The sequence below is a fragment of the Rhodococcus sp. 24CO genome, assembly GCF_050586165.1.
Lineage (GTDB): Bacteria > Actinomycetota > Actinomycetes > Mycobacteriales > Mycobacteriaceae > Rhodococcus_F.
The window spans coordinates 271,940-293,871 of record NZ_JAZFNF010000008.1 but is presented as its reverse complement, the minus strand read 5'-3'; the positions used below and the strand labels follow the sequence as shown (position 1 = coordinate 293,871).

The window sequence follows — 21,932 nt, the reverse complement described above, 5'->3', positions numbered from 1 at the left end:
TTCCGAGGGGCGAGTCTGCGGCACCATGTGTGAGTGCGCACACTCTTCGATCCCTCCGACACCTCACCCCGCCGGTTCTATCAGTTGCTCACGGCGACGGTGGTTCCGCGGCCGATCGCGTGGGTGTCGACGCTCTCGGCCGACGGCGTCGGCAATCTGGCGCCGCACAGCTTCTTCACCGTGGCCAGTGCGGCGCCGCCGGTGGTGCAGTTCACCTCGGTAGGCCGCAAGGACAGTTTGCGCAACATCGAGGCGACCGGCGAGTTCGTGATCAACGTGGCATCGGCGTCGTTGTTCGACATGATCAACGACAGTTCTGCCCCCTACGCTCCCGGCGCCGACGAGTTTCTCGAGTTGGGCATTCGCAGTGAGCCGAGTGAACGCGTGCGCCCGCTTCGGGTCGCGGAATCGCCGGTTGCGATCGAGTGCACGTTGCGCCAGGTCATCGAGGTCGGTGATTCGTTTGTGGTGATGGGCGACGTTGTTGCCGTCGCGGTTCGCCCGGACGCGTTGGCCGACGACGGGTTGCCGGAGTTCGCGGCGTTGGCACCGCTGAGTCGGTTGGGCCGCTCGGAGTGGGGCCTGCCGCCGGAGGTTGTCGTCAAAGAACGGCCCAGTAGACCGAAGCATTAAGTTAGGATTGCCTGACCTACTGTCGTCGATCGAGGGTTCCGTCATGGCCAAGCGCTCCAAATTCGTGAAACCGGTGTCACGCAGCATCACGTCTGCCGAGGTTGTGGCGAACAAACGGATCAGTCCCACCTTCATCCGCATCACGATTGCCGGCGAGGAACTGGGCACCATCACCCCGATGGGCGCCGATCACTGGTTCCGCCTCTTCATCCCGCAAGCCGGCCAGAGTGAGCTGCGACTGCCGTCCGCGGCAAACAACCTCTGGTACGCGCAATACCTGATGATGCCCAAGGACACTCGTCCCGTGGTGCGCAATTACACGATCCGCGGGTACCGGCCGGCCGGATCCGGGTTCTTCGGCGACACAGCGGAAATCGATATCGACTTCGCCTTTCACGGCGATATCGGTCCGGCATCCGCGTGGGCTGACACGGCCTCGAGCGGCGACAAGGTAGCGCTTCTCGACGAGGGCTGCATTTACAACCCGATTGCCGATTTCACCTGGCAACTCCTGGTCGGAGACGAAAGTGCCCTACCGGCGATCGCCGGAATTCTCGAGACCGCAGACGCCGATCTGCGGGCCGAGGTCTTCATCGAGGTCCCGAACATCGAGGACAAGCAGGACCTCCCGCAGCTCGCTCACGTGAACGTGCATTGGATTATCCGAGAAGACGCAGACGCCAAGCCCGGAGCTCTTGCCCTCGAGGCAGTTCGCGCAGCCGAACTTCCCGCAGGGCCGTCGTACACATTTGTCGCCGGTGAGCAGGCCCTCACCACCGGGCTACGACGCCACCTCGTGAACGACCGCAAGTTCCCGAAAACCGACATCACCTTCACCGGGTTCTGGCGCGACGGCCACGCTGCGAACTGAGTGGCCCCGCGCACGCGAAGAGCGGCCCGGGAGTGAAACCTCCCGGGCCGCTCTGTGTCGTGCTGGTCGAACTTATGCGGCGTGCTTCTGGATCAGATCACCCAGACGCGGCAGGGCGGCCGTTACGTGCTTCTGCGCCGAACCACGCAGCTTGGAGTACATCGACTTGACGACGGCCTTGTCGCTGCCTTCGATGCGCTCGTCCGTCACCTGGAGCAGTGAGTTGGCAACGGCGTCGCCGCGAGCCGTGATGAACTCCGCGAAGCTTCCGCCGCCCGAGGCGGAGAATTCCTGCCAGTACGGCTCGAGCTTTGCCACGAAGTCAGGCAGAAGTGCGGTGACCGCGTCCGGCACGATGGACGGGCTCACCTTCTTGACTGCGCCGTAGCCGCCCTTGAGAGCTAGCCCTGAGGCCCCCGACTTATCCGAAACCTCTGCGTCGATCAAGGTCTGCACGTCCGCGACGACCGCGGGAAGCCGTGAATCCTCGAGCAGGGTTTCGTTCAGAGCTGCAACCACTTTCGATCCCTTCATTCTTGACTGATGTTCATCAGGTCGGGCCCGACACTATACGAAATTCAGCGCGCCTCGTTGATCGAGTATCCGATGACAACGGCGGACGCGGCCCAGCCACCACGCAGCGCGTTCGGGCGTGGCCGTCAGCTGCGCGAGGATCGACGGATCAGGCTCGACGTCACCTACGGACAGAGCGCCCGAGATCGCCGGATCGACAACTGCGACGTCCCGGACGAACAGCCCGCCAGTTCCCAATCCGCACGCAAACGGCAACTCGGGCAACGCCGCTGCGGCCGCGAGCCCCGACGCCATCCCGACCGCCGTATCGAGCGCACTGGAGACAACCACCGGCACGCCGTACTCGGCCAGTTGAGTACTCAACGTGACCACCGCGCGCATGCCGCCGAGCGGGGGCACCTTAACTATCGCGACGTCTGCTCCCCCGGCGCGCACCACTCGCAGCGGATCTTCCGCGCGTCTGATGCTCTCGTCCGCGGCAATCCGCACACCGGTCCCCGCTGCACGCACCCGTACCAGTTCCTCGACGCTTGCACACGGCTGCTCCGCGTACTCGAGTTCACCGTCTTCGGTCAGCGCCCGCAGCGCCACAACGGCCTCGTCGACGCTCCACCCACCGTTCGCGTCGACACGCACGTTGGGGATGTGGCGACGAACCTCGTTCACCCGGGCAACGTCGTCCGCCAACGACTGTCCCTTTTCGGCGACTTTGATCTTGGCTGTTCGCGATCCTGGGAAACGTTCCAACAATTCCGGGACCGCCGACGCGTCGATCGCAGGAATCGTGGCATTGACCGGCACCGTGGCCCGAAGCGCCGGCGGGGGGCCGAGCCACGCGGCCTCGATGCCGGCGCGCAGCCAGTGCGCGGCTTCCTCGTCGTCGTACTCGACAAACGGCGCGAACTCCCCCCATCCTGCGGGGCCGCGCAGCAGCAGCGCCTCACGCGTCGTGATCCCGCGAAAACGCACCCGCATCGGCAGGCTCACCACAACTGCGTCGGCGATCAGATCGTCGAACGACGGCAACTCGAATGTGGAAGACATGTCAGGGCTGACCGGGGAGTAGCTCGATCATGAGCGCGTCACCGTCGACAAGGAGCTTCCCGTCGAGGTCGGTCAGCCGCGCGCTGACAAATGTCTTGCGGCCCTCCACCCGATCCACTTTTCCTTCGATCACCAATTGCGTGTTCAGTGGTGTGATCGCGCGGTAGTTGATGTGCAGGTATCCGGTTCTCGACATCGGGCGGCCACCAGCGTGGGTGGTCATACCGAAGATGTCGTCGAACAGCAACGGCACGATTCCGCCGTGCGCCGCGCCGTTGCCACCGAGGTGGTAGCGGCGAAACATGCCGGTACTGCGCACACCTTCGGCGTCGAATCTCTCGATTGTCCAGGGCGGCATGAGGAGACTGCCACGACCAGGCAACTGAATGTTCGAGCCTGCAGGCGACGCCCCTTCTGGCACCTCGTGCGGGGCCAGTCGATCCGCAAGTTCCTCCGCTTGCGTTGCGATCTCCGCCAGAACCTCGTCAGGGACGTGCGTCGACACCGCAAGGTCCTGCAATCTGCGCATCGCCTCGACAAAACGACCGAAGTTGGGACCTGCAGGTGTGTGGCGGAAGACCGGGAAACCGCCCCGACGCTCGTCGGGAACGACGGTCTCCTTGCCTTCTACGGTGGGTTCACTCATGACCTGCACGTTAGCGCGTGTGGGAACATGTTCTACTCCAGGTACTCGTCGGGGTTACGATGCCTGCCTCTATCGTGGCCTACGTGACCTTCAACCCGCAGCTTTGGCGCCCCGTTCCCGGATTCGAGAATCTCACCGACATCACGTATCACCGGCATGTCAGTCAAGGCACCGTTCGTATCGCCTTCGACCGCCCCGAGGTACGTAATGCCTTCCGCCCACACACCGTCGACGAGCTGTACCGGGCACTCGACCATGCCCGGATGACGTCCGACGTCGGCGCCGTGCTGCTCACCGGCAACGGACCGAGCGAGAAGGACGGCGGCTGGGCCTTCTGCTCGGGCGGCGATCAGCGCATCCGGGGCCGCAGCGGCTACCAGTACGCGGAAGGCGAAACGGCCGACACCGTCGACAAGGCTCGTGCCGGACGACTCCACATCCTCGAAGTGCAGCGGCTGATTCGTTTCATGCCCAAGGTGGTCATCTGCCTGGTCAACGGTTGGGCCGCCGGCGGCGGACACAGCCTGCATGTCGTCTGCGACCTCACCCTGGCGAGTCGCGAACATGCCCGCTTCAAGCAGACCGATGCCGACGTCGGAAGCTTCGACGGCGGGTACGGCAGCGCCTACCTCGCAAAGATGGTGGGCCAGAAGTTCGCTCGCGAAATCTTCTTCCTCGGTGATACCTATTCCGCCGAGGAAATGCACCAGATGGGCGCCGTCAACAAGGTCGTCGATCACGCCGAACTCGAGAACGTTGCCATCGAGTGGGCAGGCAAGATCAACGGTAAGTCCCCGCAGGCTCAGCGCATGCTCAAGTACGCATTCAACCTGCAGGACGACGGCTTGGTCGGCCAGCAGCTATTTGCCGGTGAGGCAACACGTTTGGCATACATGACCGACGAAGCCGTCGAGGGCCGCGATTCCTTCCTCGAGAAGCGTGATCCCGACTGGTCGCCGTACCCCTGGTATTTCTGATTGCCGAGCATTTCTGTAATCGCAGAGTGAGACATGGAAGGATGGTTCCGTGGAGATTCTGAGCAGCCGAACCATATTGCGCCCCGACGACTACGAGCTCACGCTGAGCTTCTACCGGAACACGCTCGGGCTGGCCATCGCCCGTGAATACCCCGGCGGCACAGTGTTCTTCGCCGGTCAAGGGTTGATCGAGGTCGCCGCACACGGCGCCGCGGGCAACGGTGGGTTCCGAAGCGCGATCTGGCTGCAGGTTCGCGATCTCACGGCCGTTCAAACGGAATTGGTACTCGCCGGAGTCAAGATTGCCCGCGAGGCACGCCAGGAACCGTGGGGTTTGCACGAGATGTGGATCGCCGATCCTGACGGGACGCCGATCGTCATGGTGCAGATTCCGGACGACCATCCGATCCGGCGTGATTCCCGAACGCCGCAGTAGTCGCCGAGCGCCGCAGTAGTCGCCGAGCTGAAAAGGCCCGCCACGGTTTCCGTGGCGGGCCTTAGCGGTTGGGCCTGGTTCAGATGCGGGTGTTCAGTGCCTGTGCGATCTGATCGGTCTGGGCCTGGCCTTCGAGCAGCTGACGCACCAGCCACAACCGCAGAACCTTCGCGACGGACGCGGCGATGAACATCGCCGCTCCGATGACCGTCAACGCCAGGAACGCGATCGCCAAGATCTGGTACGACGCGATGTTGCGCAGATCCGATTCCGTGAGCGAGGAAATGTAGAGCACGAACGCGCCGACTACCCCCACCACCATCAGGATCAGGCCGCCGAACAGTGTTTTCGCGTCGCCGCCGGACTGGCCCTTGTCGAGTTTGAGGTCGGTGATGTTCTTCTTGAACTCATCACGGCGATCTTCAACTGTAGTCATCGTCATCCTCCTAGATAACTGGTAGAAAGTTCTTCTTCGATCTCATGCGGGTCACCGACCCGAGTAACGCGACCCTGCAACATCAACGCCGCCGACGTCGCGATCGGCAACACCGCCCGCGCGAACTGCTCCGCCACGAGGATGGAAATACCTTCCGCGGCAAGTGAACCCACCACGTCGTACATCTGCGAGACAATTCGAGGTGCCAAACCCATCGACAACTCGTCGAGCAGCAACACCGTCGGATGCGTTCCCAACGCCCGCGAGAGTGCCAGCATCTGCTGCTCACCGCCCGACATCGAACCCGCCAACTGACTACGGCGCTCCCCCAGGATCGGGAACCGTGTGTAGGCAACCTCTTCCAGGTCGGCGAGCGAGGCTCCGGTGCCGGTGGCGATCCACAGGTTCTCCCGCACCGACAGGTTCGCGAAGATCCCACGCCCTTCCGGGATGGAACACACACCCAATCGGGCGAGTTCGGACGCCTCGATACCGTTGACGACCCGTCCGGCGAGCTTGAACTCCCCGCGTGTGAGCGGCAGGACACCCGAGCACACCTTCAACGTCGAGGTTTTTCCGCCGCCGTTGGGGCCGAGCAACGCCACCACGGCGCCGGGCTGCAGGACGAGGTCCACGCCGTGCAGGACTTCGATGGAGCCGTAACCGGCACGCACACCCGATAATTCGAGCAACGGCTCCGCGCGGCCCGCGTCGGCCGCTGCCGGGTCGATCGTTGCTGCGGTCATACTGCTTCCTCCTCGGTGCCGATGTACGCGGCGATCACATCCGGGTCGGTGCGGATCTTCTCCGGATCACCCGAGGCCAACACCGCTCCGTAGTCGAGCACGTGAATCGTCGAGCACACCTTCATCACCAACGGAATATCGTGCTCCACCAGACAAATTCCGAGACCCCCGGCTGCGAGGTCGGTGAGCATCTGCGCGAACACTTCCGTTTCCTGCTCTGTCTGACCCGATGCCGGCTCGTCGAGAAGCAGAATCCGCGGATTCGTCATCAAGGCCCGCGCTACCTCCACCACGCGGGCGCGGCCGGTGGGGATGTCGGAGACATCTTTGTCCGCCACATCGCTCAGGCCGGTCAGCTCGAGCAGTCGATCCGTTTCGGCGTCGACGTCGATCTTGTTGCCGCTGTTCGCTTTGTGGATGTCCCCGGCGACGCGCAGGTTGTCGCGCACCGACAACGAGACGAACAACTCGAGGCGCTGGAACGTGCGCGCCAAACCTTTGTTGGCGCGTTTGTGCGGCGCCAACTTCGTCACGTCCACCCCGTCGAGGAAGACCTGTCCGGACGTCGGTTTCTGCAACCCGGTGATGGTGTTGAACAGGGTGGTCTTCCCGGCGCCGTTCGGGCCGATCAACCCGGTCACCGTTCCCGGAGCCACCGTCAGGGACACATCCTTGACGGCCACGTGACCACCGAAACGCACCGTGACACCACGAGTTTCGAGCAAAGGTGTCTCAGACATGAGCGGCCAACTCCTTTTCGGACTTGTCGAGGTCGATGCCGAGTTCGCGGTCGAGTTCCTCGCGGACCTCGTCGCTGTACGGGACGTCGATCCCGACCTCCTCGGGCACCAGCGTCTTCTTCGCCGCCAACTCGTCGGGGGTGAGAACCGCTGCCGGCATGACCATTTCACCGATCACCGGCAACAGGAACACCACCGCGATGGTGATGGACGCGAACCACCAGTTCCCGAGCACCCCGGTCAGAGCGAGCAGGTACGTCACCGCGATCACGGCGGCGCCGCCGTAGAGGACCGGTGTGGCGTTCATCAACCGGCGGTACCCTTCGACGACCTGGTGGATGGTGCCACTGGGGTTCGCGCCGACACCGATACCGATCAACGCCGGACTCACCGCGGCAATGTTGCCCAGCAGCAACCACATTCCCTCGAGCTCCGGCTGCGCCGACGCGAGGTTCGTGAAGGAAACCATGATGACGGCAAAACCGATACCCGCCATCAGACCACCGAACAGTGCGCCACTGACGTAGCCGATTCCGGCGACGACGGTGAGCATCAACAGCGACAGCGAGACCATGATCGCGAAACTCTCGCCCGAGACCGAGCCCATCGCGCTCGACATCAGGATCCCGCCCAATCCGGCGATGCCGGAGGAGATCATGAACACGCTCAGCTTGAGCCGCACCAACGATTGGCCGAGCATCGCCGAACCGGCGGGGCTGTCCTTCATCGCCGCGAGACGACGCCCGTAACCGCTGTTGCGCAACGCGATCACTCCGACACCGAGCACGGAGAACAGTGCGGTCACGGTCATCAGGAACACCGTGTCGTTGCTGAGATCGAGCGGCCCGACCTTCAGCGGCGGGATCGCGATATTGCCGTCCTTGAACAGCGAGTACCGGATGCCGAACATCTCGTGTTCGGTGGTATCACGCAAAACCATGTTCGAGAGGAACACACCGAACGCCATCGTCGCGAGCGCCAGATACAACCCGCGCAGACGCAGCGCCGGCAACGCGACGAGGCCACCGATGACGGCAGTGACGAGCACGCCGACGATGATGCCCCACAGGTTCAGATGCGCCGCCAACCCACTACCGGAAATCCCGAAATGGAACGCCACGATGGTGGCAATCGCACCGAAAGAGACCGGCGCCAAGTTCAATTCACCCGCATACCCGGTCAACAACGTCAGCGAGAGCGCGATGATCGCGAACGTCATACCGATCGTCAACGTCGTGATCGCCGACGTCACCATCAGCAGACGCAGCAGATACACGATCACGATCAGCGCGACACCCCAGATGACGGCCTTGCGGACCGACGGGACGTGATACCGCTCGCGGGTACGGGTCACTGCGCCGCGCAGACGGTCCTGCGGCAGCACGATCAACACCACGAACAGCGCGATCATCGGCAGGGAGACACGGAAATTCGACGTCCAACTCCAACTCGTCGGGAAGTACGCCAACACGTACGTACCCGCCAAACCGAGAACCACAGCGCCGACAAACGTACGCGGAATACTGCGCAACCGACCGAACATCGCCGCAGCGAACGCGTCGATCACCAACAGCGTCAACATGTTCGCCTCGAGGGTGCCGCCGCTGATCGGGGTGATCAAAATACCCGCCAACACCGCCAACGTCGAACCCATCGCCCACGACAACGCCGCCAAGCGTTCCGGGTTATGACCGTTCAGACGCAACAAATCCGGATCGTCGACGACACCGCGCATCGCGACACCCGCGCGGGATTTGGTGAACAAGATCCGCAGACCCACCGCGATACCGATCGCGACCAAAATGCAGATCAACTCGTGGTAACGGATGCTCGCACCGAACACCGTGATCTTGGACTGATCACCGAAGAACATCTGCATCGTCCGCGCGGTCTCCGGATGCCAGAACCAATGCGAGATCGAGAGCATACCCAGCAGGATCGACACCGTGACAACAATTTTGGTGACTTCCGCGGTATCACGCAGGCCCTTCATGATCAGCACATACAGGCCCAGCCCCATCAACGGGCCGACCACAACAAGAGAAATCAACAGAGCAACCACGGTCGGAAGTTCCCAGCCGTACCGCAACTGCCAGTAGATGAACGCGCCGAGCATCGCCTGAGCGCCGTGCGCGAAATTGAAAATTCCGGACGTGTTGTATGTGAGCACCAACCCGGAAGCGGCGATCGCATACACCGATCCCAGGACCAAACCCAAGATCGTGAAGGTGACAAAAGTGTTCATAACTGAACCCTCGTTAGGGGAGGAAAGGCGGCACGCTGCGCGCACTCGAGGCACACGGAGCGCGCCACCTACCTCAGGTGAATCAGGACTGCGGCTTGATCACATTCGCGTTCTGGTACTTCGTGGAGATGCGATCGGCATCCAGATCGGTGCCCCACGTGCTCTTGTCCGTGGCAACCATGTACTTGGGGTCGCACTTGAACTCGCCTGCTGTCGTCGGGAACGCCTGTGAGTACTCGGCGCCCTTCAGCGAAGTCATCAGGCCACAAGTGGCCGGCATGTTCTTGCCCGGATCGGTAGCGGCATGCAACCCGCCGCCGTCCCAGTCGTCGATCTTCGACAGTTCGTTGACCATGCACTGACGCGTCAGGTCGCTGCCGCACTCATCAGCAGCGGTGGCCCACAGCAGGAAGGACGAGGCAGCCTGCATACCGAGGAGTGCCGTCTTGCCGCCCTGCTCGTTGACCAGGTCGACGTACTTCTTGACGGCAGGAACCTTGTCTGCGTTCTCCAGCATCTGGAACGTCATGCCGGCGCTCAAGTTGTCGAGCAGTCCGGTGTCCTTGTTCCAGGAGGCGATGGACTCGCCGTACCAGGTGGCCTCACCGAAGAAGATCGGATCGATACCGACCTGATCGAGAGACTTGACGAAGTTCAGCTCGGCCGGGCTGGCTGAACGGGACGTCCAGATGCCCTTGACACCACATTCCTTGAACTTCTCGGCAAACGGCACGTAGCTGGACTCACCCTCGTAGTTCAGCGTCACGCCGCAGTCCTTGAGCTTGAAGCCCGCAGCCGCGGCGATCGACCGAATCTTGTTGGTGGACGTAATGATCGTCGGCATCGTGCTGTTGACGACGTCGAAGTCGTTGACCATGTCCGGGTGCATCTCGGCCATCTGGAACCACTGCGAACCGTTGGCGTAGTCGACGGGGAACGGGACACCCTGGAACGTCATCGGTCCGTTGGCGGCGTCGGGCGACACCGTGAATCCGGGAACGGCAACCATGTTGCAGGCGACACGGGTCTGCTCTGCGGTCTGGTCCATCGCAAATCCGTGGCCGACCAACATGAACTGGCTGGCGCAGGCTTCCTGCATGACCGAGTTGGCCTGCGTCATCGCCGCGTCGTAATCGGTGCCGACAACCTTGCGGCCGTTGATGCCGCCCTGATCGTTACACCAGGAGATGAGGGCGTTGACCGCGTCACTCATTTCCTTGTTGAGGCCGGGCGACTTCACGTAGCCACGGTCGTCGCCGAAGCCGATCTTGATCTCGGTGTCGCTGACGCCTTGATCCGTGGCGCCCTTTGCATCGCCGTCGCCGCAGGGCGAATCCAGGGTTCCGAACTTGGCATCGGAACTCTTCGACGCGGCGTCGGCCGTCGCAACGGATGCACCGTTCGACGTCGCCGACGGGTCGTCACCGCGGTCGCCTGCACAGGCAGAAACCAATGCAGCAGTTGCGGCTAGGGCCACAACCAGCTTCGCGGTCTTGTTGGGCTTCACTTCGAAACTCTCCTTCTCACACACGTGCACTGCCGAACAGCGCGCTCAGTGCCGTAGGTAATCAGCGATCAAAGGACGAAGAATGTGCTTTCCCGGTCAGTGAGATGGAAAAGTGAAACGCAACACAAGAGTTCGGAGCAGTGTCTCTGAACACGCCCTCAGCTGCGGTAGTGCAGCCCACGCGCCCGCCTCTACCGCATGTCACGGAAGGTCACATCCCGTTGGCTGTACATTTACGCGTTCGATACGCACAATTCACGTTGTGACCGCAGAGCTCGTAATCCTCCTGGTGGTAGTTGTCACCGCCCTCGCGTTCGATTTCACGAACGGATTTCACGACACAGGCAATGCAATGGCCACATCCATTGCCACCGGCGCACTCAAACCGAAGGCCGCGGTCACACTCTCCGCAATCCTGAACCTGGTTGGCGCCTTTCTGTCCGTCGAAGTTGCGGCGACGGTCGCCAAAGGCGTCGTCAACCTCGGCGCCGTCAGCGGGCAGGACCTTCTGCTGATCGTTTTTGCCGGTCTGGTCGGCGGCATCATCTGGAACTTGGCGACGTGGTTGCTCGGTCTCCCGTCGAGTTCGTCCCACGCACTGTTCGGCGGTTTGATCGGCGCGGCGATTGCCTCCATCGGAATGGGCGGCGTCGAGTGGGGTGGCGTCCTCACCAAGGTTGTGGTTCCGGCACTCCTCGCCCCCGTCGTGGCGGCACTGGTTGCCGGCGTCGGCACCAAGCTCGTCTACCGGATCACCGCGTCCGTCAAGGAAGACGAGCGTGAGCGCGGATTCCGTTTCGGTCAGATCGGCACCGCTTCACTGATATCGCTTGCGCACGGCACCAATGACGCCCAGAAGACAATGGGCGTCATCTTTTTGGCCTTGGTGGCTCACGGATCCATCACCGCCGAGACGGAGATGCCGTTCTGGGTCAAGTTCACGTGTGCGGTCGCTATCGCATTGGGCACGTACCTCGGTGGATGGCGAATCATCCGCACACTCGGCAAGGGACTCGTCGAGATTTCCGCACCTCAGGGACTGGCCGCCGAAGCATCCTCGGCTGCAATCATTCTTACGTCGAGCCACCTCGGACTCCCTCTGTCCACAACTCACGTCGCCACCGGATCCATCCTCGGCACCGGTCTCGGCCGCAAGGGCGCCGAAGTTCGCTGGGGCGTCGCCGGACGCATGGGCGCTGCGTGGCTGATCACTCTCCCGTCGGCCGCAATCGTCGGCGCGATCTGCTGGGCAATCGCACATTTCATCGGCGGACTCGCCGGTGTTCTCGTCGTCTTCGCAGCGTTGATCGCCTTCGCGGTCTTCATGTATGTGCGTTCACGTAAAGAACCCGTCGACGCGGCCAACGTGACCGCTGAGTGGGACGAGAATCAAGCTGTGCCCGTCGCAGATCCGACACCGACCCCCGAGACCACCCACAACTCCTGAAAGGGGTAGACGAGAATGCATCTCCTCACCGACACTCTCGAATCACTCTGGCAGGTAGTTGCCGTGGGCCTGCTCTTCGGCGCCGGACTGCCCGCGATCTTTGCGCTCGGCCTCAAATCGCTGAGTCTGCAGAGCGCCGACGGCACCGACGGGCCCACTCCGCTCGGCAAAGCCGGGGCGTATCTGTGCTTTGCCGTGGTGCTGATCACCGTCTTCGCTGGGATACTGCTGCTGATGAAGAACTTCCTGGCCAGCACGTTCGGAATCAACGTCTTCTGAGTCGAGTTTCAGGGCTGTCCGACTCCACCATCGATACGAAAAAGAGGCCGAGGATTTGAGCAAGTATTCATTGCGCAGCGTGCTCGACTGGCTGCGGGCGGGATACCCCGAAGGAATCCCGGACAAAGATCATTTTGCACTGCTCGCCGTATTGCGTCGACGCCTGACCGACGAAGAAATCGAACAGGTCGTCGCGATGTCCATCGAATCCGCGCACGAAGTACCGGACCGGCACGTCGACTACGACACCCTCCGCGCGATCATCGCGGGAATCCTCAACGAGGAATCCTCCGAAGAGGACGTCGAACGTGTGACTGCGCGTCTGCGCGCCGGCGGGTGGCCCGTCACTGACGACAACGCCGAACACGAAGTTCGAGATGTGAGCTGACGGCATGGCCCTTCCGCCCTTCCTCACCTCGATAGTCGGTTGGTTGCGGGCCGGCTATCCCAATGGCGTTCCCGAACAGGACTACATCCCACTGTTTGCTCTGCTGACGCGTCGACTCTCCGAAACGGAAGTCGACGCGGTTGCCGACGCGTTGATCGAAGACGGTGATCTCCCGATCGAGAAGACCGACATCCAGGTCCTGATCACCAAGATCACCAACGAGATGCCCCTGGAGACCGACGTCGATCGTGTCCGCAGTCATCTTGCTACCGGCGGTTGGCCGCTGGCCGGACCCGACCTTCGCCGATGAATATCCTCGAAGCACTACCGATTCCGCAGGGCGCTGCTGTCCTCGAGGTTTTGCCGCAGATCGTCCGGATACTCGACGGCCGGGGCCCCGCCGTCCTTCCTGTCCCGGCCGCTGATTCGCGCGAGAGAGCCAGGCTCTCCGACGCTCTGCATCCCGGCGAACCCATCGACGACGGCATTGCCCTGGTTGTGGCGACATCGGGAACCACCGGGACACCGAAGGGCGCGATGCTGCGCGCCGACGCTCTACGTGCGAGCGGCGAGGCCACTCACGAGTACCTCGGCGGTCCCGGTTCCTGGCTACTGGTCCTTCCGCCGCACCACATCGCGGGCATGCAGGTTCTGCTGCGCAGCGCACTCGCCGGAACCGAACCTGTTGTCGTCGACGTCAGCACAGGCTTTGATCCCGCCGTGCTTCCCGCTGCGGTTGCCGCGATGAGCGGCCCACGAAAGTACACCTCGTTGGTGCCGACGCAGTTGTTCAAGGCGCTCGCCGACCCCGGTGCCGTCGACGCGCTTGCCTCCCTCGACGCCGTACTACTCGGTGGTGCCGCAACTCCCGCACCGGTGCTCGAACAAGCCACCGCAGCGGGCATCAATGTTGTGCGGACCTACGGCATGAGCGAGACCGCCGGCGGATGCGTGTACGACGGAATCCCCTTGTCCGGGGCAGAGATTCGCATCGACAACGGCCGGGTACTGCTGGGCGGGCCGATGCTCGCATCCGGGTATCGAGGACTCCCCGACCACCCCGCTTTCGCCGAACCCGGCTGGTTTCGCACCGACGACGCCGGATCGGTGGTCGACGGTGTTCTGCGCATCAGCGGGCGCCTCGACGAAGCGATCTCCACCGGCGGGCTGACAGTGGTGCCGCAGGTGGTCGAAGCCGCGCTCGCCGATCATCCCGCTGTTCGGGAGTGCGCTGTCATCGGCATCAGCGATCCTCGCCTCGGCCAACGGGTAGTGGTGTGCGTTGTACCCGAAGGCGCACCTCCGACGCTCGAGGAATTGCGCGCCCATGTTCAGCGAACGCTTGATGTGACGGCAGCGCCGCGCGAGCTGTTCATCGTGGACGCACTCCCCCTCCGTGGCCCAGGCAAACTCGACCGGGCGGCACTGGTGGCCAGGTTCGGCTAGAGCTCGACCAGCTCCCGCAGGCCGAATGTTCAGCCGCAGGCCTGATCACCCGCGCGTACGAATATTCAGCGCGCGGCGCGGCGCAAGCACGCCCGATCGAAGCGCTCCCGCACCCGTTCGAAGTCCCGCAGATCCGCCCACACCCACCGGAACACCTCGAACCCCGCGTCCCGGATTGCGTCCTCGCGCAGTTTCTCGCGCTCCAACACCGCACCCGGATTTTCGCTGCGGTACTTCACCATGCCGTCGAACTCCCCCACCACACCATGTTCTTTCCAGAAGAAGTCGACCCTCCCGATGAACCGTCCACCGAAGCGGATCTCCTGCTGCAAGGTCGGCGTCGGCCAACCGTCGGCGCGCATGCGCACCCGGCTGATGGACTCCCCTGGACTCTCTGCACCTGATTCGATGAACTCGGCAACCACCCGCGCTCGGCTCATTCCGCGGCGGCCGTGCAAACGTTCGAGCACGGATGCCACATCCTCACGTCTCATCCCGCGGCGCAGTGCGCAGTCACCGATCACTACGGCGTCTTCGAACGATGTCGTGCGCGCGATATCGACAAGCGTGCGCGCCAGCGACGTCGTTGCCACACCGTCGACACGCACGATCTCCTCCGAAACCAGCGGCGCCGCGTGAAGGTGGAAGGTGACGCTCTTTCGCCCACCTGAGCTTCTGTTCCGCGTCACGTGCACAATATTCAGGCCTAGCGCGCCGCAGTCGAGACCGTGCATCACGGCCGCGGATGCATGACTGACGATTGCGCCTGGTCCGCAGGCCGCAACGGTGGCGAGGGTGGTGTAGCGGTGACGGGCTCGCGCATCGAGTTCGCGGTAGTGGTCGGCCCGCATGTAGATTCCCGCTGCGATTCGGTACAGCTCGCCGCGCTTGACGGCACGCTGCAACTGCGCGTCGCTGATGCCGTCCCGATGGGCCTGTGCCCGCGTGAGAATTCCCATGTGGCGAGCGTGCCGCCTGTATCCGCGTTCACCAGCAACAAATATTCGGCTGGGGATAACGCGGCAGCTGTGGAGAACCCCGACGTTGTCGAGAAACGCTGCCGCGCGCAGAATCAGCGCACGCGTGCTTGATCGCCCCTGCGGCGGCGCAATTGCCCTGCGGCGCGGCGGCCTGTAACCCGCGCAAGGCCCACGCAAGGCAAATGCAAGCGCACTCTGTCACGCTTGATCCCATGAACCACACAGCTTCACCTCTTGCCATCGAGGCCGAGGGGCTAGTCAAGATGTTCGGTGAACAACGCGCTGTCGACGGAGTCAGCCTCACCGTGCCCACTGGATCGGTGTTCGGAGTACTCGGCCCTAACGGCGCGGGCAAGACCACCACCGTTCGCATGCTCGCCACCCTCCTGCGCCCTGACGGCGGTGAGGCCCGCATCTTCGGCCGCGACGTCGCCCGCGAACCCGTTGCAGTGCGATCCCTGATCGGCGTGACCGGGCAATACGCGTCCGTCGACGAGGACCTGACGGCCACCGAGAACCTGGTGATCTTCTCCCGCTTGCTCGGTCTGAGCCGCAAGGACTCCCGAAAGAAATCACTCGAACTCCTCGAGGAATTCGACCTCACCGAGGCCGCAGCCAAACCTCTCAAGAACTTCTCCGGCGGCATGCGTCGACGCCTCGACCTCGCGGCCAGCCTGATCGCCCGCCCACCACTGTTGTTCCTCGACGAACCCACGACCGGTCTCGATCCGCGTACCCGCGCCCAGATGTGGGAGACGATCAGACGACTGGTCGCCGAGGGTTCGACGGTCATGCTGACCACGCAATACCTGGACGAGGCCGATCAGTTGGCTGATCGGATCGCGGTGATCGACCGTGGCCGAGTGATCGCAAACGGCACAGCCGACGAACTCAAGGCATCGGTGGGTATTTCGTCGTTGCACCTCAAACTGGTCGAGCGGGATCGAACCGACGAAGCCCGATCCGTTATCGCGTCGATGCTCGGTGTCGAGGTGGGTGTCACTCTCGAGGTCGGACGGATCACCGCACCGCTGCGCGACCCATCCGTGACCGCTGATCTCCTGATCCGATTGCGGGAGCGCGGCATCGCCGTCGACGAGATCAACGTGCAGAAGCCCAGTCTGGACGAAGTGTTTCTCACCATCACTGGGCATCAACCCGAAGACCAGGGACGCAACGACGCCGATTCCGACAACAACTCCGATCGGATTCCCGCATGACCACTACTCTCACCACTACCAAATCCCAAGTCGCCGATCCCACTTCGGCTCCGCGACGGATCAGTCTCGAGCAGAGTTTCGCGAACACGTTCACGATGGCGTACCGCGGCATTCTCAAGATCAAGCACAATCCCGAGCAACTGTTCGACGTTGTCATCCAGCCGATCATCTTCACTCTGATGTTCACGTACATCTTCGGCGGCGCCATCGCCGGCGACGTCACGGCGTATTTGCCGACGATCATCCCCGGCATTCTCGTCCAGACGGTCATCACCGGTTCCATCGTCACCGGCACTCAGCTTCGTGAAGACATGGACAAGGGTGTGTTCGATCGCTTCAAGTCGTTGCCGATCGCCCGTATCGCTCCGCTGTCCGGCGCATTGCTGGCCGACGTCGTGCGGTACGGCATCGCCACCACCATCACGTTCATCGTCGGTTTTGCCATGGGATATCGCCCAGCGGGCGGTGCGATCGGCATCCTGTCTGCCGCGATTCTGGTGATGGTGTGCGCGTTCTCGATCAGTTGGATCTTTGCGCTCATGGGCGTGATGATGAACAAAGCGTCTACGGTGCAGGGTGTTTCGATGCTCGTGCTGTTCCCCCTGACGTTCATGTCGAATGCGTTTGTCGATCCTGCCACCATGCCGAGCTGGCTTCAGAAGTTCGTGAACGTCAATCCGGTCTCACAATTGGTTACCGCAGTCCGCGAACTCGCGAACGACGGCCACTTCGGTATTCACGTGGTGTGGTCGCTCGTCGGGGCGGCAGTCATCGTGGCCGTGATGGCACCACTGACGGTGCGGATGTACATGCGCAAGACGTAAGCGAGGCGATTACACACGCGATCCGCGAAGCGCGGCAAGAACTGCTTCGCGGGTCGCGGCGCGTGGATATCGCGAAACTGTATTCACCGCGTCAAACCACTGTTCGTCACCGACAATTCCGCGCGCGAATTCGATGAGTCGTACATGCTGCAGCGAGGCAAAATCCTGCCGTCCCCGCATCACGACGGCGAGGGCCAACAGCTGTGTGCCAGGTCCGACGTTCCCGGTCGACAGATCGTAGGCACCGACGGCCGCCGCAACCGAACCCGTCAGTGGCAGGTCGGTATATCCGTTGGGATGCAACTTGATCAGACTCGACTCGACCATCCGGTGCACGTGATCCGCAACCTGGCCCGACTGCCCAGCCAGCGCATGCGCGCATACCGCGGCAGCGCTGAGCAGGATGACAAACGGATCTCCGTACACATTGCCCATCGCGTCGCCGAGCAAATCCAGCGCCTCTCGATACTGGCGCAGACCGAGTTCGACATGGCCCTCCGCCAGGTCTGCCTCGGCAAGATTGGCCGACATCGCCGACCGACGCTGATGATTCTCGATCGCAGAGCTGGCGCCGACCTGCGCCAACGCGGGCCGCAGTTGATCCAGCAACGCGCGTCCGCCCGTGAAATCCCCGTCGGCAATCAGCGCGCTCGCTTGAAATCCGATGAGCTGCACCGCTTCTTCGTGAGCTCCCAGTCTTTCGCTGGCCGCTGCGGCCAGCGCGTAGTACTCGGCAGCTTCGGCATACCTCGTCGATTGACTGTGGACCGAGCCGACATGTTGAGCGGCCATCGCAACGCCCCACTCGTCCCCGACCTCTCGGGCGTACCGCAGCAGATCCTCGGCATCACTACGGGCACCACGCACGTCGCCGATGTTCTCGCGCAAGTTCGACCGCGCGAACAACGCCGCCGTCCGTGTCTCGGTGTCAGCGCTACGGACTCCTTCCGCCAACAACCGCGCAACGCCGTACCCGGACCGCGGACTGTTCAGCAATCGGATGAAGAAAACGAACATCGGCCGCAGATCGCCGCGCTCGCGCAGCATCTTTCGGAGCCGAACCCTTGCCCAAGCGTGATCGCGACTGAGTTCGGCGAACAGTAGATGCATCGCGACCAACATGAACGTCGTGGCCGCCAAGTCGCCGTCGACGTCACGTAGGTCGTGATCTCGGGTCGCTTCGATCACCTTCGGTGCCCAGTTCGCCACTTCCGTGTGTGCACCCCGAATCGACCAGAGCACGCCGAGAACCGGAAAGACACTCGCTGTGGTCACGCCGTCTTTGCCGTCGACTGCCCAACGCAGCACGGCAAGGAGATTGTCGTGTTCGGCGTCGATCTCACCGACAAGGCGCAGCTGATCGGAACGAACCCGTCGGCGCGCATCCTCGGCGATCGCGACGGCCCAGCCACTAAGTCTGCGAAGAACTTCCGTCCCCTCACCGAGCTCGCCGAGCTTCTCCTCGCCGTATTCGCGAACCGTCTCGAGCATGTGGTAGCGCAACCCGCCCGGCCCGTCGACGACGGTGAGCAACGACTGGTTGACCAGAGCCTCGATCGCGTCGGCTATGTCATCCACGCCGTCCCATTCCGCGACCGCTCGTGCCGAAGAGAACGTGAAACCTGCCGGGAATCGGCACAACCGAGCCAGTGCCACTCGATGCTCGGGGCCGAGCAGATTCCAACTCCAGTCGATCACCGCGTGCAGAGTGCGATGGCGATCCGGCGACGTGGGGTCACCGGATCGCAAGAGCGCGAAGCGATCACTCAGGCGCGCCGAAATTTCCTCGACGCTCATCGTCCGCACGCGGGCCGCCGCGAGTTCGATGGCCAACGGCAAGCCGTCGAGCGTCGCGCACAGCTTTCCGACGGCCACGAAATCAAGATGTACGGACGGTCGCACGGCTCTGGCCCGAGCCGTGAACAATTCCACCGCGGACCCAGAATCACCGTGAATCTCCAACGGAGGCAACGGATAGACGGCCTCTGCACTGAGCATGAGCGGTGATCGGCTCGTCGTCAGAACGGTCAACTGAGCACTGGCTGCGATCATCTCGGCAACGATGTCCGAGCAGGCCCCGATCACATGTTCACAGTTGTCGAGAATCAACGTCATCGGGCCGGCCGAAAGAACTTCGACCAACCGGTCGCGGGCGGAGTGCGTTCGCCCGACTGTCAGACGACCGGGTGCCAGATCAGCTTCACTGATTCCGAGGGTGCTACCGATAGCCGCGATCACGTCGTCGCTGCTTCGCAACGACGCCAGCTCGACCAGAACCACGGATGTGCGCGCCGAGGCCCGCGACCCCAATTCGTGTGCCAGACGGGTTTTTCCCGCGCCGCCGGGTCCGAGGATCGTGACGACGCGAGACCGTTCGAGGAGTGCCTCGATGTTCTCGATATCGTCTCGGCGGCCGAACATCACGTTGGGCGCCGCGCGCAAACCGATCGCGCGGGAACTCCGGACCGGCGCAGTCGGCGCAGCGAGCAACTCCACGTTCAGCTCCACCAGAGCCTGCGACGGATCAACGCCCAACCGGTCAGCCAGGCGCTCTCGGTGCACCGCGAACATCTCGAGCGCCTCGTTGACGCGATCCGAGCCCGCGAGCGACCGCATCAGGTTACCGGCAGCGGTGTCGTCGAAAGGATTGTCGGCGTGCGCTTCTCGCGCAAGGGGAAGTGCCTCGGAGAAATCCCCGAGCTCGAGCAGCGAGCGCAGTCGCAGTGCGACAAGTTCGCCGCGCAGGCTCTGGGCACGCGAAGCCAACTGCTCACCCGCCGGCCCGACGACATCGTCGCCTGGGCTCCCCCGCCAGAGATTCAGAGCTGCAGTGACTCTCGTCAGCAACTCGCGCGGGTGCACGTCAGCGCCGCGAAGCGCTCGGACCTCGTCCTCGGCTCGCGCGAGATCAACCTGATCCCGTGTCACCGTGAGCCGATAGCCCGCCGACGTTACCTCCAGGGCGCCTTCCGGGAGCGCGGATCGCAGCCGGGACACCTGCGTGTGTAGAGCATTGGTCGGTGAGCGCGGCGGCTCCTGCCCCCAGATGTCGGAGATCAGGCTCTGCGGCGCACAGGGATGCCCCGGATCGAGCGCCAACGCGGCGAGCAGGGCGCGCGCTCGCGGCCCGGGCACTCCAACCCACCGGTCCGCTGCCCCAATCGCCACAGGACCGAGCAGAGTTATGCCAGTCACGTCTCGAGTCTTGTCTTGATCCACCGCATTCGATCGTATTGCACAGTGCAAAGATCGTTGTATGGCTACAGCTGCTCAATGGATCGAAGGCGCGAGACCGCGCACCCTCCCGAATGCGATTGCCCCGGTGCTGGTCGGCACCGGAGCAGCGGCGTCACTGGATCACGCAGTGTGGTGGAAGGCGCTCCTCGCGCTGATCGTTTCCCTGGCTTTGATCGTCGGGGTGAACTTCGCGAACGACTACTCCGACGGAATTCGCGGGACGGACGACGATCGCGTCGGGCCGATTCGCCTGGTCGGATCGAAGCTGGTCAGCCCCGGCACCGTCAAGGCCGCAGCCATCGGTTGCTTCTCGGTCGCGGCTGTCGCCGGATTTGCCCTGGCCGCAACGACGGCGTGGTGGCTGGTCGCGGTGGGCGTGTTCTGCATCATCGGCGCCTGGTACTACACCGGAGGCAAGAAGCCGTACGGGTACAGCGGATTCGGCGAGATCGCCGTTTTTGTGTTCTTCGGCCTGGTCGCGGTTCTGGGAACTCAATTCGTGCAGGCGGAACGCATTGATCTTGCCGGACTTGCCGGCGCCGTTGCCATCGGCTCCTTCTCGAGCGCGGTTCTCGTGGCCAACAACTTGCGAGATATCCCGACGGACTCCGAATCCGGCAAGATCACCCTCGCCGTCCGTCTCGGCGACGCGAGGACCCGCACGTTGCACGTCGTCTTGCTGGCTGTTCCGTTCATCGCGACACTGCTGCTTGTTCTGCGAACGCCGTGGGCGCTGCTCGGACTGCTCGCGTTGCCACTTGCAGTCCGAGCCAACGCACCACTGCGCTCGGGCGGTCAGGGCATGGCTCTCATTCCTGCCCTGCGCGACACCGGACTCGCAATGCTTGTCTGGGGTGCCGCGACGGCAATTGCACTGAGTCTGGCCTGATCAGCGAAAGCCCGATCAGCGATTCTCGGGCACAAACGCACTGAGCACGAAGTTCACGACCGAGATGATCAGTGCGCCCCAGACGGCGGTCCAGAATCCGTCGACGGTCAGGCCGGCGTCCAGTGACGTCGAGATCCAGGCCGTCAACATCAGCATGAGCGCGTTGATGACGAGCGTGAACAACCCGAGCGTGAGAATCAGCAACGGGAGGGACAGTAGCTTCAGCAATGGCTTGATGAACGCGTTGACGACGGTGAAGATCAGCGCAATTATCGCGATGACCAGGATGTTTCCCCACGTATCGTCTTGATTGCTGTCGATGGTGATTCCGGTGACCCACATGGAGGCGAGCCAGATAGCTATTCCGTTGACTATGAGACGTGCCAGAAATGTCATATCTGAATGCT

Annotated in this window: 23 protein-coding genes; 12 read left to right on the top strand and 11 right to left on the bottom strand. The window is 63.0% G+C overall.

From position 1 onward, the window contains the following. Positions 1–33: 33 nt before the first annotated feature. Positions 34–633: a flavin reductase family protein gene (locus tag V2B23_RS21635; protein ID WP_430952220.1), complete on the top strand. Its 600-nt coding sequence runs from the start codon at positions 34–36 to the stop codon at positions 631–633. 43 nt (positions 634–676) lie between these two features. After that, the gene (locus tag V2B23_RS21630) at positions 677–1,504 is read left to right on the top strand and encodes a siderophore-interacting protein (protein ID WP_430952219.1); all 828 of its coding nucleotides are present in this window, start codon (positions 677–679) and stop codon (positions 1,502–1,504) included. 72 nt (positions 1,505–1,576) lie between these two features. Here the strand turns inward: V2B23_RS21630 and V2B23_RS21625 are convergent, their stop codons facing one another. From V2B23_RS21625 to V2B23_RS21615, 3 genes are read right to left on the bottom strand one after another with little or no spacing between them, the layout of a single operon-like run. Continuing rightward, entirely contained in the window at positions 1,577–2,023 is a 447-nt protein-coding gene (locus V2B23_RS21625; protein WP_378653198.1) for a DUF6918 family protein, read from the bottom strand. A 48-nt stretch (positions 2,024–2,071) separates the two neighbouring features. Next, a complete protein-coding gene (locus V2B23_RS21620) occupies positions 2,072–3,082 on the bottom strand; it encodes an o-succinylbenzoate synthase (RefSeq protein ID WP_430952218.1) in 1,011 nt (336 codons plus the stop codon). A gap of 1 nt (position 3,083) precedes the next feature. After that, on the bottom strand, positions 3,084–3,728 hold the full coding sequence (locus V2B23_RS21615; RefSeq protein WP_430952217.1) for a PaaI family thioesterase: 645 nt from the start codon (positions 3,726–3,728) through the stop codon (positions 3,084–3,086). An 83-nt stretch (positions 3,729–3,811) separates the two neighbouring features. Between V2B23_RS21615 and V2B23_RS21610 the strand changes: the two genes are divergently transcribed. Both V2B23_RS21610 and V2B23_RS21605 read left to right on the top strand, forming a co-directional pair. After that, positions 3,812–4,705, top strand: a complete 894-nt coding sequence (locus tag V2B23_RS21610) for a 1,4-dihydroxy-2-naphthoyl-CoA synthase (protein ID WP_033236506.1) — start codon at positions 3,812–3,814, stop codon at positions 4,703–4,705. A 49-nt stretch (positions 4,706–4,754) separates the two neighbouring features. Next, complete coding sequence (locus V2B23_RS21605) at positions 4,755–5,141, top strand: VOC family protein (RefSeq protein ID WP_430952216.1); 387 nt, start codon at positions 4,755–4,757, stop codon at positions 5,139–5,141. 79 nt (positions 5,142–5,220) lie between these two features. Here the strand turns inward: V2B23_RS21605 and V2B23_RS21600 are convergent, their stop codons facing one another. From V2B23_RS21600 to V2B23_RS21580, 5 genes are all read right to left on the bottom strand, one after another. After that, a complete protein-coding gene (locus tag V2B23_RS21600; protein ID WP_174557328.1) occupies positions 5,221–5,583 on the bottom strand; it encodes a hypothetical protein in 363 nt (120 codons plus the stop codon). After that, a complete protein-coding gene (locus V2B23_RS21595) occupies positions 5,580–6,323 on the bottom strand; it encodes an ABC transporter ATP-binding protein (protein WP_430949581.1) in 744 nt (247 codons plus the stop codon). Before V2B23_RS21595 ends, V2B23_RS21600 begins: the two co-directional genes overlap by 4 nt. Further along, the gene (locus V2B23_RS21590; RefSeq protein WP_430952215.1) at positions 6,320–7,063 is read right to left on the bottom strand and encodes an ABC transporter ATP-binding protein; all 744 of its coding nucleotides are present in this window, start codon (positions 7,061–7,063) and stop codon (positions 6,320–6,322) included. The genes V2B23_RS21595 and V2B23_RS21590 overlap by 4 nt, the downstream gene beginning before the upstream one ends. Continuing rightward, positions 7,056–9,308 (bottom strand): ABC transporter permease, encoded by a 2,253-nt coding sequence (locus tag V2B23_RS21585; RefSeq protein ID WP_430952214.1) that lies wholly within the window; start codon positions 9,306–9,308, stop codon positions 7,056–7,058. The genes V2B23_RS21590 and V2B23_RS21585 overlap by 8 nt, the downstream gene beginning before the upstream one ends. An 82-nt stretch (positions 9,309–9,390) precedes the next feature. Continuing rightward, a complete protein-coding gene (locus tag V2B23_RS21580; protein ID WP_430952213.1) occupies positions 9,391–10,815 on the bottom strand; it encodes an ABC transporter substrate-binding protein in 1,425 nt (474 codons plus the stop codon). 262 nt (positions 10,816–11,077) lie between these two features. Between V2B23_RS21580 and V2B23_RS21575 the strand changes: the two genes are divergently transcribed. From V2B23_RS21575 to menE, 5 genes are read left to right on the top strand one after another with little or no spacing between them, the layout of a single operon-like run. Continuing rightward, complete coding sequence (locus tag V2B23_RS21575; protein ID WP_430952212.1) at positions 11,078–12,262, top strand: inorganic phosphate transporter; 1,185 nt, start codon at positions 11,078–11,080, stop codon at positions 12,260–12,262. A gap of 15 nt (positions 12,263–12,277) precedes the next feature. Next, positions 12,278–12,541: a hypothetical protein gene (locus V2B23_RS21570; protein ID WP_430952211.1), complete on the top strand. Its 264-nt coding sequence runs from the start codon at positions 12,278–12,280 to the stop codon at positions 12,539–12,541. 55 nt (positions 12,542–12,596) lie between these two features. Next, positions 12,597–12,929, top strand: coding sequence for a DUF3349 domain-containing protein (locus tag V2B23_RS21565; protein ID WP_430952210.1), 333 nt, complete (start codon positions 12,597–12,599; stop codon positions 12,927–12,929). A gap of 4 nt (positions 12,930–12,933) precedes the next feature. Next, positions 12,934–13,239 carry a DUF3349 domain-containing protein gene (locus V2B23_RS21560; RefSeq protein WP_430952209.1) on the top strand — a complete coding sequence of 102 codons (306 nt, stop codon included), beginning with the start codon at positions 12,934–12,936 and terminating at the stop codon, positions 13,237–13,239. After that, entirely contained in the window at positions 13,236–14,375 is a 1,140-nt protein-coding gene (gene menE / locus V2B23_RS21555; protein ID WP_430952208.1) for an o-succinylbenzoate--CoA ligase, read from the top strand. Before V2B23_RS21560 ends, menE begins: the two co-directional genes overlap by 4 nt. 65 nt (positions 14,376–14,440) lie before the next feature. On the opposite strand, the gene V2B23_RS21550 is transcribed toward menE, so the two are convergent. Next, a complete protein-coding gene (locus V2B23_RS21550) occupies positions 14,441–15,334 on the bottom strand; it encodes a type IV toxin-antitoxin system AbiEi family antitoxin domain-containing protein (RefSeq protein ID WP_430952207.1) in 894 nt (297 codons plus the stop codon). Between the two features lie 233 nt (positions 15,335–15,567). Here V2B23_RS21550 and V2B23_RS21545 point away from each other — a divergent pair, with 233 nt between their 5' ends. Then, on the top strand, positions 15,568–16,575 hold the full coding sequence (locus V2B23_RS21545) for an ATP-binding cassette domain-containing protein (RefSeq protein WP_430952206.1): 1,008 nt from the start codon (positions 15,568–15,570) through the stop codon (positions 16,573–16,575). Continuing rightward, a complete protein-coding gene (locus tag V2B23_RS21540; RefSeq protein WP_430952205.1) occupies positions 16,572–17,399 on the top strand; it encodes an ABC transporter permease in 828 nt (275 codons plus the stop codon). Before V2B23_RS21545 ends, V2B23_RS21540 begins: the two co-directional genes overlap by 4 nt. Positions 17,400–17,408: 9 nt before the next feature. On the opposite strand, the gene V2B23_RS21535 is transcribed toward V2B23_RS21540, so the two are convergent. Continuing rightward, on the bottom strand, positions 17,409–20,594 hold the full coding sequence (locus V2B23_RS21535) for an ATP-binding protein (RefSeq protein ID WP_430952204.1): 3,186 nt from the start codon (positions 20,592–20,594) through the stop codon (positions 17,409–17,411). Positions 20,595–20,655: 61 nt separating this feature from the next. Here V2B23_RS21535 and V2B23_RS21530 point away from each other — a divergent pair, with 61 nt between their 5' ends. After that, positions 20,656–21,525, top strand: coding sequence for a 1,4-dihydroxy-2-naphthoate polyprenyltransferase (locus V2B23_RS21530; RefSeq protein WP_430952203.1), 870 nt, complete (start codon positions 20,656–20,658; stop codon positions 21,523–21,525). A 15-nt stretch (positions 21,526–21,540) separates the two neighbouring features. Here the strand turns inward: V2B23_RS21530 and V2B23_RS21525 are convergent, their stop codons facing one another. Continuing rightward, on the bottom strand, positions 21,541–21,921 hold the full coding sequence (locus V2B23_RS21525; RefSeq protein ID WP_033235458.1) for a phage holin family protein: 381 nt from the start codon (positions 21,919–21,921) through the stop codon (positions 21,541–21,543). Between the last annotated feature and the right edge of the window lie 11 nt (positions 21,922–21,932).

Bases quoted from the DNA above. Each gene is read 5' to 3' on its own strand.
- V2B23_RS21630 (WP_430952219.1), top strand. From the start codon at position 677: ATGGCCAAGCGCTCCAAATTCGTGAAACCGGTGTCACGCAGCATCACG.
- V2B23_RS21620 (WP_430952218.1), bottom strand. From the start codon at position 3,082: ATGTCTTCCACATTCGAGTTGCCGTCGTTCGACGATCTGATCGCCGAC.
- V2B23_RS21615 (WP_430952217.1), bottom strand. From the start codon at position 3,728: ATGAGTGAACCCACCGTAGAAGGCAAGGAGACCGTCGTTCCCGACGAG.
- V2B23_RS21600 (WP_174557328.1), bottom strand. From the start codon at position 5,583: ATGACGATGACTACAGTTGAAGATCGCCGTGATGAGTTCAAGAAGAAC.
- V2B23_RS21595 (WP_430949581.1), bottom strand. From the start codon at position 6,323: ATGACCGCAGCAACGATCGACCCGGCAGCGGCCGACGCGGGCCGCGCG.
- V2B23_RS21590 (WP_430952215.1), bottom strand. From the start codon at position 7,063: ATGTCTGAGACACCTTTGCTCGAAACTCGTGGTGTCACGGTGCGTTTC.
- V2B23_RS21585 (WP_430952214.1), bottom strand. From the start codon at position 9,308: ATGAACACTTTTGTCACCTTCACGATCTTGGGTTTGGTCCTGGGATCG.
- V2B23_RS21570 (WP_430952211.1), top strand. From the start codon at position 12,278: ATGCATCTCCTCACCGACACTCTCGAATCACTCTGGCAGGTAGTTGCC.
- V2B23_RS21560 (WP_430952209.1), top strand. From the start codon at position 12,934: ATGGCCCTTCCGCCCTTCCTCACCTCGATAGTCGGTTGGTTGCGGGCC.
- menE (WP_430952208.1), top strand. From the start codon at position 13,236: ATGAATATCCTCGAAGCACTACCGATTCCGCAGGGCGCTGCTGTCCTC.
- V2B23_RS21550 (WP_430952207.1), bottom strand. From the start codon at position 15,334: ATGGGAATTCTCACGCGGGCACAGGCCCATCGGGACGGCATCAGCGAC.
- V2B23_RS21545 (WP_430952206.1), top strand. From the start codon at position 15,568: ATGAACCACACAGCTTCACCTCTTGCCATCGAGGCCGAGGGGCTAGTC.
- V2B23_RS21540 (WP_430952205.1), top strand. From the start codon at position 16,572: ATGACCACTACTCTCACCACTACCAAATCCCAAGTCGCCGATCCCACT.
- V2B23_RS21530 (WP_430952203.1), top strand. From the start codon at position 20,656: ATGGCTACAGCTGCTCAATGGATCGAAGGCGCGAGACCGCGCACCCTC.
- V2B23_RS21525 (WP_033235458.1), bottom strand. From the start codon at position 21,921: ATGACATTTCTGGCACGTCTCATAGTCAACGGAATAGCTATCTGGCTC.